This is a genomic window from Pseudomonas guangdongensis (assembly GCF_900105885.1).
GTDB classification, from domain to species: Bacteria; Pseudomonadota; Gammaproteobacteria; order Pseudomonadales; family Pseudomonadaceae; genus Geopseudomonas; species Geopseudomonas guangdongensis.
Genome location: NZ_LT629780.1, coordinates 895,335 through 907,676, shown reverse-complemented (window position 1 = coordinate 907,676; position 12,342 = coordinate 895,335). Strand labels below are relative to the sequence as shown.

11 protein-coding genes are annotated in these 12,342 nt (G+C 71.9%); 3 read left to right on the top strand and 8 right to left on the bottom strand.

Features of this window, described 5'->3' with window-relative positions; genetic code table 11:
* Positions 1 to 11 precede the first annotated feature (11 nt).
* Entirely contained in the window at positions 12 to 1,244 is a 1,233-nt protein-coding gene (gene serA / locus BLU22_RS04345; RefSeq protein ID WP_090212407.1) for a phosphoglycerate dehydrogenase, read from the top strand.
* Positions 1,245 to 1,319: 75 nt separating this feature from the next.
* Here serA and BLU22_RS04340 read toward each other — a convergent pair whose 3' ends face one another.
* Entirely contained in the window at positions 1,320 to 1,946 is a 627-nt protein-coding gene (locus BLU22_RS04340) for a 2OG-Fe(II) oxygenase (RefSeq protein ID WP_090212406.1), read from the bottom strand.
* A 173-nt stretch (positions 1,947 to 2,119) separates the two neighbouring features.
* Between BLU22_RS04340 and BLU22_RS04335 the strand changes: the two genes are divergently transcribed.
* A complete protein-coding gene (locus BLU22_RS04335; RefSeq protein WP_090212404.1) occupies positions 2,120 to 2,860 on the top strand; it encodes a hypothetical protein in 741 nt (246 codons plus the stop codon).
* A 77-nt stretch (positions 2,861 to 2,937) separates the two neighbouring features.
* On the opposite strand, the gene BLU22_RS04330 is transcribed toward BLU22_RS04335, so the two are convergent.
* A complete protein-coding gene (locus BLU22_RS04330; protein WP_090212403.1) occupies positions 2,938 to 4,314 on the bottom strand; it encodes a GTPase/DUF3482 domain-containing protein in 1,377 nt (458 codons plus the stop codon).
* The gene (locus BLU22_RS04325) at positions 4,307 to 5,686 is read right to left on the bottom strand and encodes a DUF2868 domain-containing protein (RefSeq protein ID WP_231975275.1); all 1,380 of its coding nucleotides are present in this window, start codon (positions 5,684 to 5,686) and stop codon (positions 4,307 to 4,309) included. The genes BLU22_RS04330 and BLU22_RS04325 overlap by 8 nt, the downstream gene beginning before the upstream one ends.
* A 94-nt stretch (positions 5,687 to 5,780) precedes the next feature.
* Here BLU22_RS04325 and BLU22_RS04320 point away from each other — a divergent pair, with 94 nt between their 5' ends.
* Positions 5,781 to 6,296, top strand: a complete 516-nt coding sequence (locus tag BLU22_RS04320; RefSeq protein WP_090212399.1) for a dihydrofolate reductase — start codon at positions 5,781 to 5,783, stop codon at positions 6,294 to 6,296.
* A gap of 33 nt (positions 6,297 to 6,329) precedes the next feature.
* Here the strand turns inward: BLU22_RS04320 and BLU22_RS04315 are convergent, their stop codons facing one another.
* The 5 genes from BLU22_RS04315 to BLU22_RS04295 form a co-directional block, all read right to left on the bottom strand.
* Positions 6,330 to 7,217, bottom strand: a complete 888-nt coding sequence (locus BLU22_RS04315; protein ID WP_090212397.1) for a diguanylate cyclase — start codon at positions 7,215 to 7,217, stop codon at positions 6,330 to 6,332.
* Between the two features lie 172 nt (positions 7,218 to 7,389).
* Positions 7,390 to 8,151: a pseudouridine synthase gene (locus BLU22_RS04310; protein WP_197676772.1), complete on the bottom strand. Its 762-nt coding sequence runs from the start codon at positions 8,149 to 8,151 to the stop codon at positions 7,390 to 7,392.
* Between the two features lie 80 nt (positions 8,152 to 8,231).
* A complete protein-coding gene (gene ilvD / locus BLU22_RS04305; protein ID WP_090212395.1) occupies positions 8,232 to 10,070 on the bottom strand; it encodes a dihydroxy-acid dehydratase in 1,839 nt (612 codons plus the stop codon).
* Between the two features lie 220 nt (positions 10,071 to 10,290).
* A complete protein-coding gene (locus tag BLU22_RS04300) occupies positions 10,291 to 10,983 on the bottom strand; it encodes an MgtC/SapB family protein (RefSeq protein WP_090212393.1) in 693 nt (230 codons plus the stop codon).
* Between the two features lie 92 nt (positions 10,984 to 11,075).
* Positions 11,076 to 12,272, bottom strand: a complete 1,197-nt coding sequence (locus BLU22_RS04295) for a class I SAM-dependent rRNA methyltransferase (RefSeq protein WP_090212392.1) — start codon at positions 12,270 to 12,272, stop codon at positions 11,076 to 11,078.
* Between the last annotated feature and the right edge of the window lie 70 nt (positions 12,273 to 12,342).

Below are 12,342 nucleotides of genomic sequence, written 5' to 3'. Positions count from 1 at the left end.
GGTTTACGCAGATGAGCAAGACGACCTCTCTCGACAAGAGCAAGATCAAGTTCCTTCTTCTCGAAGGTGTGCATCAGAACGCCGTGGATACCCTCAAGGCCGCCGGCTACACCAACATCGAGTACCTGAAGGGCGCGCTGTCGGGCGACGAACTGAAGGAAAAGATCGCCGACGTGCACTTCATCGGCATCCGCTCGCGTACCCAGCTGACCGAGGAAGTCTTCGACTGCGCCAAGAAGCTGGTCGCCGTCGGCTGCTTCTGCATCGGCACCAACCAGGTCAACCTGAACGCCGCCCGCGAACGCGGCATCGCGGTGTTCAACGCCCCCTATTCCAACACCCGCTCGGTGGCCGAGCTGGTGCTGGCCGAGGCCATCCTGCTGCTGCGCGGCATCCCGGAGAAGAACGCTTCCTGTCACCGCGGCGGCTGGATCAAGTCGGCGGCCAACTCCTTCGAGATCCGCGGCAAGAAGCTGGGCATCGTCGGCTACGGCTCGATCGGCACCCAGCTGTCGGTGCTGGCCGAGGCGATGGGCATGCAGGTGTACTTCTACGACGTGGTGACCAAGCTGCCGATCGGCAACGCGCAGCAGATCGGCTCGCTGCACGAGCTGCTGGGCCTGTGCGACATCGTCTCGCTGCACGTGCCGGAGCTGCCGTCCACCCAGTGGATGATCGGCGAGAAGGAAATCCGCGCGATGAAGAAGGGCGGCATCCTGATCAACGCCGCGCGCGGCACCGTGGTCGAGCTGGACCACCTGGCCGAGGCGATCAAGGACGAGCACCTGATCGGCGCCGCCATCGACGTGTTCCCGGTCGAGCCCAAGTCCAACGACGAGGAGTTCGAGAGCCCGCTGCGCGGCCTGGATCGCGTGATCCTCACCCCGCACATCGGCGGCTCCACTGCCGAGGCGCAGGCCAACATCGGCCTGGAAGTGGCCGAGAAGCTGGTCAAGTACAGCGACAACGGCACCTCGGTGTCCTCGGTCAACTTCCCCGAAGTGGCCCTGCCGTCGCACCCGGGCAAGCACCGCCTGCTGCACATCCACCAGAACATCCCCGGTGTGATGAGCGAGATCAACAAGGTGTTCGCCGACAACGGCATCAACATCGCCGGCCAGTTCCTGCAGACCAACGAGAAGGTCGGCTACGTGGTGATCGACGTCGACGCCGAGTACTCCGACCTGGCCCAGCAGAAGCTGCAGGCAGTCAACGGCACCATCCGCTGCCGCGTACTGTTCTGATCCCGTCCGGGTGAATGCAGAAGGGAGGCCACTGGCCTCCCTTCTGCGTTTCTGCGCGGCGCAAATCGCCGCTGGCTACAGCGGCGCGCTGCCGCGCCGACGGTACCAGCCGGCGATCGACAGCCGCTCGCGGCTGGCCGCCAGCACCTCGTGGGGGAAATCGGCGGACATGAACACCACCAGGGTGCCGGCGGCCGGCAGCACGTCGCGCTCGCTACCGTCGGGCAGCTCGATGCGCAGCGCGCCGCCGTGCTCGGCGCGCCAGTCGTCGTTGAGGTAGCACACCGTGGTCACCGTGCGCCGGTCGTCGTCGCGGAAGCGGTCCAGGTGGCGGCGGTAGAAGCTGCCCGGCGGATACAGGGCGAAGTGGCACTCGTAGTCCTCCAGGCCGAGGAACAGCTCGCGGTTGAGCGCCCCGCGCAGCTCGTCGAGCAGCGCCAGGTAACCGTCCACCGCCGCCGACTCGCCGCCGTTGAGCCACTGGATGTGGTCGCCGCGGATCCGCTCGTCGAGCTGCTGGCCGCCGCCGCGGCCGATGGCGGCGCGGTTCATGGCGCCGCGGGCATAGCGCTGGCGGCAGTCGTCGGCCAGCGCGGCGCTCAGCGCCGGCGGCAGGGCGCGGGTCTGCAGCGACCAGCCCTGGCGGGCCAGGTCGTCGAGAATCGCATCGATCAGGGGGGCGGGGGCGAGTGCGTCGGTCATGGCCCATTCTACGGGGCGCCGCCCGGCGGACAGAAGGCCCCGCCGGGAGGAAATGCGCGAGCGCGCGGGCACCGCCCGGCCAACCTGCGCCTATTGGCGGGCGGCGGTCGGCGCATGCCTCGACAAGCTCGCCGCCCGCGCCCGACAATAGGCGCTCTGTTGCAGGAGTTCCCATGCGTGTCCTGATTGTCCTTGCCCTGAGCCTCGTCAGCCTGCTGAGCCGCGCCGACGAGCACGACCAGCTCTATCAACTGGCCGGCTGGGCCCAGCAGCGCGAGCATTTCGGCGCCGCGCTGGCCGCCGCCCAGCAGCGCTATCGCGGCACCCTGCCGCCGGCGCTGTACCAAGCGCTGGTGGACAACAGCAACCGGCGCTTCGCCGCCGCCGCGATGGAGACCCGCGCACTGGACAGCCTGCGCGCCCGCTTGCCCGACCCGCTGCCGGCGATCCGCTTCTTCGACAGCCCGCTGGGCCGCGCGGTGGTGCTGCGCGAGGTGCAGGCCACCGCCCCGGCGGCGCTGGCGCAGCACGCCGACGGCCTGCCGCGGGTCGCCGCCAGCGCCGCCCGGCGCGCCCTGGTGCAACGCTTGGGCCGCGTGCTGCCGGCCCGCGAGGCCGGCGCCGAGGTCAGCCTGGCGCTGGCCGGGGTCGCCGCCGACAGCCTCAGCCAGATGCTGCCGGGTCTGCCCGGACTGCTCGGCAACGGCGGCCCCGAACAGTTGCTCGGCGGCTCGCGGGAGCGTCTGGCGGAGAAGATCGACGCCGATCTGGAAAACACCCTGCTGCACGTCTATCGCGACCTGAGCGACGCCCAGCTGGGCGAATTCGTCGCTTTCGCCGAGTCGCTCGAAGGCCAGGCCTACTACGCCGCCGCCCTGCAGGCGGTCCGCGCGGCGCTGCAGGGCGGGCAGTAGTCGCCCGGCACCCCGCCTTGCGCGGGGTCTGCGCCGCGCGCGGCTGGCGTTCCGCCGCGGCCGCCGGCGCTGGGCCGTTAGGCCTGCAGCTCCTGCGTCAGGCGGTGTAGCGCCTCCTGGCGCGACGCCGCGTCGTCGCGGCGGCCGGGGTTGAGGGCCGACCACTCGGGATGGGCGCGGGCGCGGTGCAGCGGCTCCGGCAGCTGTCCCTCACGCCAGGCCTGCTCCTGCGGACGCTCCAGGCGCAGCGGCTGCTGCGCGGCATGTCCGCGCGCCTCCAGGGCGTCGAGCAGGCGGCACTGGCGCAGCGCCAAGAGGCGCAGCACGGCGTCGTCGACGCTCAGCTCGCGCTGGCCGCTCAGTTTGCCTTTCAGCCGCTCGCCGTAGTTGCGCAGGGTCTGCCAGCCGCCGCCGGCCAGCGCCCCCAGCGCCGCCGCCGCGCCCAGGGTCAGGCCGCCGACCAGCAGGTCGATGCCGGCGCCGGCGGCGGCGCCGGCCGCCATCCCGCCGCCGACCTTCACGCCCAGCTGCTTCAGGGTTTCCGGATGGAACAGGTCGTCGCCCCAGCGCCCGTCGAGCAGCGGCAGCTCGCCGGCGTCGGCGTCCTCGGCGCGGAACGCGTACAGGCGCAGCAGGGCGTCCACGCAGCGCTGCTCGCGGGCGCGCAGGTCGCCCTGCAGGCGTTCGAGCGCGGCCTGCAGGCTGGGCGCGGCGGCGTCGACCAGGCGCCGGCAGGCGGCGGCATCCAGCAGCAGGTCGGCGATCAGCCGGATGCCGGCGGCGCGCCTGGCCAGGCGCTGCGCCTCGTGGTCGGCGATCAGCCGCTCCAGCTGCGGGCGGGCCCGCTCCAGCAGCAGGGCGAGGCTTTGGTAGAGGCGCCGCTCGCCGTCCAGCGGCGGCGCCACGCTGTCGAAGCCCACCAGCGCATGCAGGCCGAGGCGGGCCAGCGCGGCGCGCCAGTCGGCCTCGCGGTGGCCGGGGCTGGCGACGAAGTTGAGCACCGGCAGCAGCGGCCGCGCGCAGTCGGCGAGCACCGCCAGTTCGTCGCGGTACTTGGCCAGCACCGGCTCGCGGGCGTCGATCACGTACAGCCCGGCGTCGCAGGCCAGCAGCTGGCGCAGCACCTTAGCCTCCTGCTCGAAGCGCCCGCGCGCCTCGGCGCCGGCCAGCAGCCGGGCGATGCGCGCCGGGCCGTCGAGGCGTTCGGCGGGCGGGGCGAGCAGGTCGAGGTGGTCGCGCAGGGCGATGGCGTCCTCCAGGCCGGGGGTGTCGTAGAGTTCGAGCAGCGCCTCGCCGTCCACCGACAGCCGCGCGCCCTCGACGTGGCGGGTGGTGCTCGGCCGGTGCGACACCTCGCCGAAGCCGGCGTCGCGGGTCAGGGTGCGCAGCAGCGAGGTCTTGCCGACGTTGGTGTGGCCGACCACTGCCAGTTTCAGGGGCGCCGCTTCAGTCATCGCCGTGCTCCAGCCAGTGCCAGGGAGCCTCGCCGGCATGGGCCAGCTGCAGCGCGTCGAGCGCCGCCTGCCAGTCGCCGAGACGCTGCGTATCGAGGGTTGCGCCGGGCGGCGCGGGAAGCAGCCAGACCCGCGTCTGTCCGGCGCTGCGCGCCAGCTCGCCGAGCAGGGCGAGGGTGCCGCGGTCCGGCGAGCGGCGTGGGTCGCAGGCGATCAGCAGGCGCGCGGGCGGCGCGCCGGCCAGGCGTTCGAGCAGGCGGTGGCGGCTGTCGCGGTCGTCGAGAATCCCCGCGTCCTCGACGCCGGACGCTTCCCGCGGCGGCCAGGGCTGGCGCTCGTCCAGCTCGACGGCGACCAGCAGGGCGCGGGCGCTGCCGGCCGGCGCGCTGCCGGCCTGCGGGCGGTACAGCTGCGCCGGCGCGGCATCGCTGATGCCGAGGCGCTCGCTGGACGGCAGCAGGCGCTCGCGCAGCGCCAGATAGTCGGGATGCCCGGTGTCCAGGTCGAGGCGCGCCAGGCCGCGTCGCCAGCGCCACAGGCAGAGCAGGGCGAGCAGCGCGCGCGGCAGCAGGCCGTAGACCAGGAACACGCCGAGCAGCCAGCTCGCCCAGGTCTGCCGCGCCGCCTCGCCGCCGACCACCGCCTCGCCGCTGGCGCGCAGCAGGTCGAGGTCCGGCTGGGCGAAGCCGAGCAGCGCCGGCAGGGCGCCGAGGCCGTGGATCAGCGCGGCGAAGCTGGCGCTGGGCAGCAGGGTGGTTTCCCAGACGAAGCCGTAGCGGCGGGTGGCCAGCTGCACCAGCAGCACCGCCAGCGCGGCGAGCAGGGCCAGCAGCCACAGGCCGTGGCTGAGCAGGCCCAGCGCCCAGCGCTGCAGCCCGGCGCGGCCGAGCAGCGCCAGCAAGGCCGGGCCGAGCAGGGCGCTGCGCGCATCGCGGGCCAGGCGCTGGCCGAGGTCCAGCCACAGGCGGCCGAGCAGGCTGCCGGCGCCGGCGCCGAACAGACTGCCCAGCGCCCAGCCGGCGAGGGTCAGCAGGTGCAGGCCGAGCAGGCTGCCCAGCGCCCAGAGCAGGTTGACCGGGCGGCTGCCGTCGCCCAGCGCCGCCAGCGCCAGGCCGGCGCCGCTGCCCAGGGCCAGCGCGGCGAGCAGGGCCAGGGCCAGTGCGGCGCCCTGGCGCCAGTGGCCGAGCGCGCGGTCGAGGCCGTCGCGCTGCGCCAGCCAGCGGGCGCGGACGAGCAGGCGCTGGCGCAGGTCGCCGCCGCCGGCGCGCGCCTGGCGGCAGGCCTCGGCGTCTTCCAGGGTACCGGCCCGGGCTTCGCTCAGGCGCAGGGTTTCGGCCAGCCAGAGGGATTCGGGAATGGACTTGAGCGGCACGCGGCCTCCGTGGCGGGGCAATCTGCGCAGAGAATACCCGCTGGCGCCGGCGCCGGCATCGTCAGCCGGGGATGTGCCTGCTATCCTCGCCGCCATGACGACCTCACGCCTGCCCCTCGCCCTCATCGCCGCCCACGCGCAGAACCGCGTGATCGGTCTGGACAACCGCATGCCCTGGCACCTGCCGGCCGACCTGCGCCACTTCAAGGCGCTGACCCTCGGCAAGCCGGTGATCATGGGCCGCAAGACCTGGGACTCCATCGGTCGCCCGCTGCCGGGGCGGCTGAATCTGGTGGTCAGCCGGCAGAGCGGCTTGTGTCTGGAGGGCGCCGAAGTCTGCACCTCGCTGCACGACGCCCGGATGCGCGCCGAGCAGTGGGCGCGCGAGCAGGGCGCCGCCGAGGTGATGCTGATCGGCGGCGGCCAGCTGTACGCCGAAGGCCTGGCCGACGCCGCGCGCCTCTACCTGACCCGCATCGACCTGTGCGTGCAGGGCGACGCCTTCTTCCCCGAGTACACCAGCGCCTGGCGCTGCGTGGACAGCCAAGCCCATCCGGCCGGCGAACAGACCCCGGCCTACGTCTTCGAAACCTGGGAACGGGCCGACTGACGCAGCCCCCTGCAACCTGACCGGGCGCGCCGCTCAGACGGCCAGCACGCAGCGGTCGCGGCCGTCCTGCTTGCCCCGGTACAGCGCCGCGTCGGCGCGGGCGAGCGCCTCGTCGAGGCCTTCCTGCTCGCCGACCGCGACCAGCCCGGCGGTCAGGGTCATCTGCAGCTGCCCGCCGTCCGGCAGCGCCAGCGGCGCATGGCGCAGCCGCTCCAGGCCGCGGCGCACCGCGCAGGCCGCCTCGCGGCCGTCGCGCGCGGCGATCAGCTGGACGAACTCCTCGCCGCCGAAGCGGAACAGCGCCTCGTCCTCGCGCAGCACCGCGCTCAGGGTGTCGACCATGTGGCACAGCGCGCGGTCGCCGATGCCGTGGCCGAAGCGATCGTTGATGCTCTTGAAGCGATCCAGGTCGATCATGGCGAGAAACGGCTGCCGGCCGTCGCGCTGGCAGCGCTTGCGGAACTGGCCGAAAGCGTCCTGCAGCAGGCGCCGCTGCGGCAGGCCGGTCAGCGGATCGTGCAGGTTCTTCAGGTTCTGCACCTCCAGCAGCCGCATGCGGCCGGCGTCGATCAGCCCGATCAGGCGCTCCTGCAACTGCTCGAAGGCATCCAGTGCGGCCGGCGCCACCTGGCGGGCGAGAATGCTGAGACCGACTTCGCGGGCGGCCCCGTGCATCTGTCCGTGCAGCTCGCACAGCTGGCGATGCACTTCGGGCGCCACCTGGGCGAGTAGCCCGGCCTCGTGCGTCAGCCAGTGGCCGAAGGCGCAGCGCTGCGCGGCATCGACCGCGAGCAGGTCGGCCTGCGGCTCGCCCCCGAGCAGGGCCAGGCGCAGCAACCGCTGGGTCCAGAGAAAATGGCTGCGCTTGGCGCCGTCCAGGTGCTGGATGGCCTGCTCGATCTGTGCATCTTCTACTGGCATGGCGCGTCCCTGATCCCTCGGTGGCGGCTGGCCGCCCCGCAAGGCGCTGGCGGCACATGGCCAGCCAGCATAAGCAAGTCGGGGAGGATCGACAAATGCTGTTGGCGAGCGCGAGCGATTGCTGCGACGCAGGATGTCGGGACGGCGCCGACAGGGCGGCTGCGGCTTCGCCTCAGTTCGTGGAGAGCGGGACAGCGTCCCCGGCGAACACCGACAGTACCCGCAGGAAGCTGTCCTCCGGCGCCGCCTGCAGCTGCAGGGGCTCGCCGCTGGCCGGATGGCGCAGGCTCAGGGCGGTGGCGGCGAGCATCAGGCGGCCCTGGCCGAAGCGTTCGGCGAAGTAGTGGTTGTGGCGGGTGCGGCCATAGTTGGTGTCGCCGATGATCGGGTGGCTGATGTGCTGCAGGTGGCGGCGCAGCTGGTGCTTGCGGCCGGTCTGCGGGTAGAGCTCGACCAGGCTGTAGCGGCTGGCCGGGTAGCCTTCGATCTGCACCGGGATCTCCGTGGTGGCCAGGCGGCGGTAGCGGGTCAGGGCGTCGCGCAGCGGCTGCGGTTCGTCCCTGGCGCGGCGGTCGGTGGCGTGTTCGCGCAGCGGGTGGTCGATCAGCCCGCTCTCGGCGGTCCAGCCGCGCACCATGGCCAGGTAGGTCTTGTCGATCTCGCCGGCCATCCAGGCCTTGCCCAGGCGGCTGGCGGTGGCCGGATCGCGGGCGAACAGCAGCAGCCCGGAGGTCGGGCGGTCGAGGCGGTGGATCGGGTAGACGTGTTCGCCGCCGTTGAGCTCGCGGGCGTACTGCAGGGCGAATTCGGTCTCGTGACGGTCGATGGGGCTGCGGTGCACCAGCAGGCCGGCCGGCTTGTGCACGGCGAGCAGCCAGTCGTCGCGGTAGAGCACGCGCAGGGGGTTGGCGGACGGGGGCGTGTCGCTGGGCACGGGGTCTCCTGCGGGCGTACGTGGCCGGAGCAAAAAGACGGACGCCCCGCAAGCGGGGCGTCCGGGCGTGGCGGCGGGGATCAGTCTTCCAGCAGCGCCTTGTTGCGCACCGCGCCCTTGTCGGCGCTGGTGGCGAGCAGGGCGTAGGCCTTGAGCGCGGTGCTGACCTTGCGCGCACGCTTTGCTGCCGGCTTCCAGCCCTTGTGGTCCTGGTGCAGGCGGCGGGCCTTCAGCTCGTCGTCGCCGACCAGCAGGCTGATGCTGCGGTTGGGGATGTCGATGAGGATCTTGTCGCCGTCCTCGACCAGGCCGATGGCGCCGCCCGAGGCGGCTTCCGGCGAGACGTGGCCGATCGACAGGCCCGAGGTGCCGCCGGAGAAGCGGCCGTCGGTGAGCAGGGCGCACTGCTTGCCCAGGCCCTTGGACTTCAGGTAGCTGGTCGGGTAAAGCATTTCCTGCATGCCCGGGCCGCCTTTCGGGCCTTCGTAGCGGATCACCACGATGTCGCCCGGCTGGATCTCGTCGGCGAGGATGCCCTTCACCGCGGCGTCCTGGCTTTCGAAGATCCGCGCGCGGCCCTCGAACACGTGGATCGATTCGTCGACGCCGGCGGTCTTCACCACGCAGCCGCCTTCGGCGATGTTGCCGTACAGCACGGCCAGGCCGCCTTCCTGGGAGTAGGCGTTCTCCACGCTGCGGATGCAGCCCTCGAAGCGGTCGGTGTCGAGCGTCGGCCAGCGGGTGCTCTGGCTGAACGCGGTCTGGGTCGGGATGCCGGCCGGGCCGGCCTTGAAGAAGGTGTGCACCGCCTCGTCGCTGGTGCGGGTGATGTCCCACTGCTCGATGGCCTCGGCCATGGTCTTGCTGTGCACGGTCGGCACGTCGGTGTGCAGCAGGCCGCCGCGGGCCAGCTCGCCGAGGATGCTGATGATGCCGCCGGCGCGGTGCACGTCTTCCATGTGGTACTTCTGGATGTTCGGCGCGACCTTGCACAGCTGCGGCACGCGGCGCGACAGACGGTCGATGTCGCGCAGGTCGAAGTCGACCTCGCCTTCCTGGGCGGCGGCCAAGAGGTGCAGGATGGTGTTGGTCGAGCCGCCCATGGCGATGTCCAGGGTCATGGCGTTCTCGAACGCCTTGAAGCTGGCGATGGCGCGCGGCAGCACCGACTCGTCGCCCTCGCCGTAGTAGCGCTGGCACAGCTCGACGATCAGCCGGCCGGCGCGCAGGAACAGCTGCTCGCGGTCGCTGTGGGTGGCCAGGGTGGTGCCGTTGCCCGGCAGCGCCAGGCCGAGGGCCTCGGTCAGGCAGTTCATCGAGTTGGCGGTGAACATGCCCGAGCAGCTGCCGCAGGTCGGGCAGGCGCTGCGCTCGTATTCGGCGACGGTCTCGTCGGAGCAGTTGTCGTCGGCGGCGGCGACCATGGCGTCGACCAGGTCGAGGCCGTGGGCGGCCAGCTTGGTCTTGCCGGCCTCCATCGGCCCGCCGGAGACGAACACCACCGGGATGTTCAGGCGCAGGGCGGCCATCAGCATGCCGGGGGTGATCTTGTCGCAGTTGGAGATGCACACCAGGGCATCGGCGCAGTGGGCGTTGACCATGTACTCGACGGAGTCGGCGATGATCTCGCGGGACGGCAGCGAATAGAGCATGCCGTCGTGGCCCATGGCGATGCCGTCGTCGACGGCGATGGTGTTGAATTCCTTGGCTACGCCGCCGGCCTTCTCGATCTCGCGGGCGACCAGCTGGCCCATGTCCTTGAGGTGGACGTGGCCGGGCACGAACTGGGTGAAGGAGTTGGCGACGGCGATGATCGGCTTCTTGAAGTCCTCGTCCTTCATCCCGGTGGCGCGCCACAGGGCGCGGGCGCCGGCCATGTTGCGGCCGAAGGTGGAGGTTTTCGAGCGATAGTCAGGCATTGCGGCGTTCCTGCTGGAGGCTGATCAGGGGCGGGTGCATGACCCGTTGGTGAGTATGGTGAGCGCGGAGCGCGGCCGAGGCAAACGGCAGTGACCGTCTGCGCGCCGGAGGACGTCGGGGTGCGGGGTCGCCGCAGGTTCGGACGTGGCTCACGAGTCCGCCAGGGTGGGGCAGGAAGCGGCGATTTTAAGCCGCCGCGGCGCGGCGGCGAAAGCCCGCTCAGGCCGGCGGCGGCGCGGCCAGCCAGCTGGCGGCGCTGACGTTGGGATCCAGGCAGAGCTGGCCGACCAGGCGTTCGAGCAGGGCGTCGCGGCGCTCCAGGGCCAGCAGGGTGGCGCTGACCTCGACGCGGTCGCTGTCCTTGAGGGCGTGGCTTTCCAGGCGTTGCAGGCGCAGTTGCTGGTCGCTCAGGCCCTTGAGCAGCAGGGCGCGGATGCGCGCCTCGTCGCAGGCCTTGCAGGTCAGCTCGATGCGGTAGTACTGCTCGGTCTCGTTTTCCTGCAGGGCGCGGCGGCTGATCCAGCGGCCCAGCGGGTTGAGCAGCAGGTGGGTGGCGAGGATCAGCGCGCCGACCTCGGCGGCCAGCAGGGCGAAGCCGGAGCCGGCCAGCACGCCGACCGCCGCCGAGCACCAGAGGGTGGCCGCGGTGCTCAGGCCGCGCACGTTGAAGCCGTCGCGCAGGATCACCCCGGCGCCGAGAAAGCCGATGCCCGAGACCACCTGGGCGGCGATCCGGCTGGGGCTGGTGTCGCCGTCGACCAGCAGCGGCAGGCTGGTGAACACCGCGGCGCCGAGGGCCACCAGGGCGTGGGTGGTCAGGCCGGTCAGGCGCTGGCGCCACTGGCGCTCCAGGCCGATGAGCGCGCCGATGGCGGTGGCCACCAGCAGGTTGAGGAGGATGTCGCTGTGCATGGCATTCCCCGGCAAGCAATGTCATGCGGGAAGCACGGGCGTGCCGTCCCGGAGGAAGCCGCCCGGCGCGGGCCGGGCGGTGCGTGGCGCACTCAGCCGTTGGGCAGGATGCGGCAGGTCAGGCTCTTGATGTAGCGGGTCTCGGCGATGGCCGGATGCACCGGATGGTCCGGGCCCTGGCCGCCGCGTTCGAGCAGCTGGATGTGGCGGTCGAGGTGGCGGGCGCTCGAGAGCAGGATGTTCTGCAGGTCGTCCTCGGGCAGGTGCATCGAGCAGCTGGCGCTGACCAGGATGCCGTCCTTGCTCAGCAGGCGCATGGCCGCCTCGTTGAGGCGGCGGTAGGCGGCCTCGCCGTTCTTCAGGTCCTTCTTGCGCTTGATGAACGCCGGCGGGTCGGCGACGATCACGTCGAAGCGCTCCTCGGCGGCTTTCAGTTCCTTGAGCGCCTCGAACACGTCGCCTTCCACGCAGGCCATCTTCTCGCCCACGCCGTTGAGCGCGGCGTTGCGCTCGACGCCATCGAGCGCCAGCGCCGAGCCGTCCACGCACATCACCTCGGAGGCGCCGAACACCGCCGCCTGCACGCCCCAGCCGCCGACGTAGCTGAACAGGTCGAGCACGCGCTTGCCCTTGACGTAGGGCGCCAGGCGCGCGCGGTTCAGGCGGTGGTCGTAGAACCAGCCGGTCTTCTGCCCGCCCTGCACCGGCGCCTCGAACTTCACGCCGTTCTCTTCCAGCGCCACCCACTCGGGCACCTCGCCGTAGGCGCTTTCCACGTAGCGGGCCAGGCCTTCGGCGTCGCGCGCGGCGCTGTCGTTCTTCCACAGCACGGCGGCGGGCTTGAGCACCTGGAGCAGGGCGGCGAGCACCTCGTCCTTCAGCCGCTCCATGGTCGCCGAGGCCAGCTGCACCACCAGCACGTCGCCGAAGCGGTCGACCACCAGGCCCGGGAGCAGGTCGGAGTCGCCGTAGACCAGGCGGTAGAAGGGCTTGTCGAACAGCCGCTCGCGCAGGCTGAGGGCGACGTTGATGCGGTGCACCAGCAGCGATTTGTCCAGCAGGTGCTTGGTGTCGCGCGACACCAGACGGGCGCAGATCAGGTTCTGCGGGCTGAGCGCGACGATGCCCAGGGGCTTGCCGTTGCTCATTTCGAGGATCGCCTGGTCGCCGGCGGCGAACAGGTTGAGCGGGGTGGCCGCCACGTCCACCTCGTTGCTGTAGACCCACAGGTGACCGGCGCGCAGACGGCGCTCGGCGTTGGCTTTCAGTCGCAGGCTGGGCAGGGACATGGGGCTCTCTCGCAAAAAGCGCGGAGTATAGCGCAAAGCCCCCCGCCACCCTCAGCCGGCGCTCGGCTGC

Excerpts from the sequence above, each read along its gene's own strand:
- serA (WP_090212407.1), top strand. The coding sequence starts at position 12 with ATGAGCAAGACGACCTCTCTCGACAAGAGCAAGATCAAGTTCCTTCTT.
- BLU22_RS04340 (WP_090212406.1), bottom strand. The coding sequence starts at position 1,946 with ATGACCGACGCACTCGCCCCCGCCCCCCTGATCGATGCGATTCTCGAC.
- BLU22_RS04335 (WP_090212404.1), top strand. The coding sequence starts at position 2,120 with ATGCGTGTCCTGATTGTCCTTGCCCTGAGCCTCGTCAGCCTGCTGAGC.
- BLU22_RS04330 (WP_090212403.1), bottom strand. The coding sequence starts at position 4,314 with ATGACTGAAGCGGCGCCCCTGAAACTGGCAGTGGTCGGCCACACCAAC.
- BLU22_RS04320 (WP_090212399.1), top strand. The coding sequence starts at position 5,781 with ATGACGACCTCACGCCTGCCCCTCGCCCTCATCGCCGCCCACGCGCAG.
- BLU22_RS04315 (WP_090212397.1), bottom strand. The coding sequence starts at position 7,217 with ATGCCAGTAGAAGATGCACAGATCGAGCAGGCCATCCAGCACCTGGAC.
- ilvD (WP_090212395.1), bottom strand. The coding sequence starts at position 10,070 with ATGCCTGACTATCGCTCGAAAACCTCCACCTTCGGCCGCAACATGGCC.
- BLU22_RS04300 (WP_090212393.1), bottom strand. The coding sequence starts at position 10,983 with ATGCACAGCGACATCCTCCTCAACCTGCTGGTGGCCACCGCCATCGGC.
- BLU22_RS04295 (WP_090212392.1), bottom strand. The coding sequence starts at position 12,272 with ATGTCCCTGCCCAGCCTGCGACTGAAAGCCAACGCCGAGCGCCGTCTG.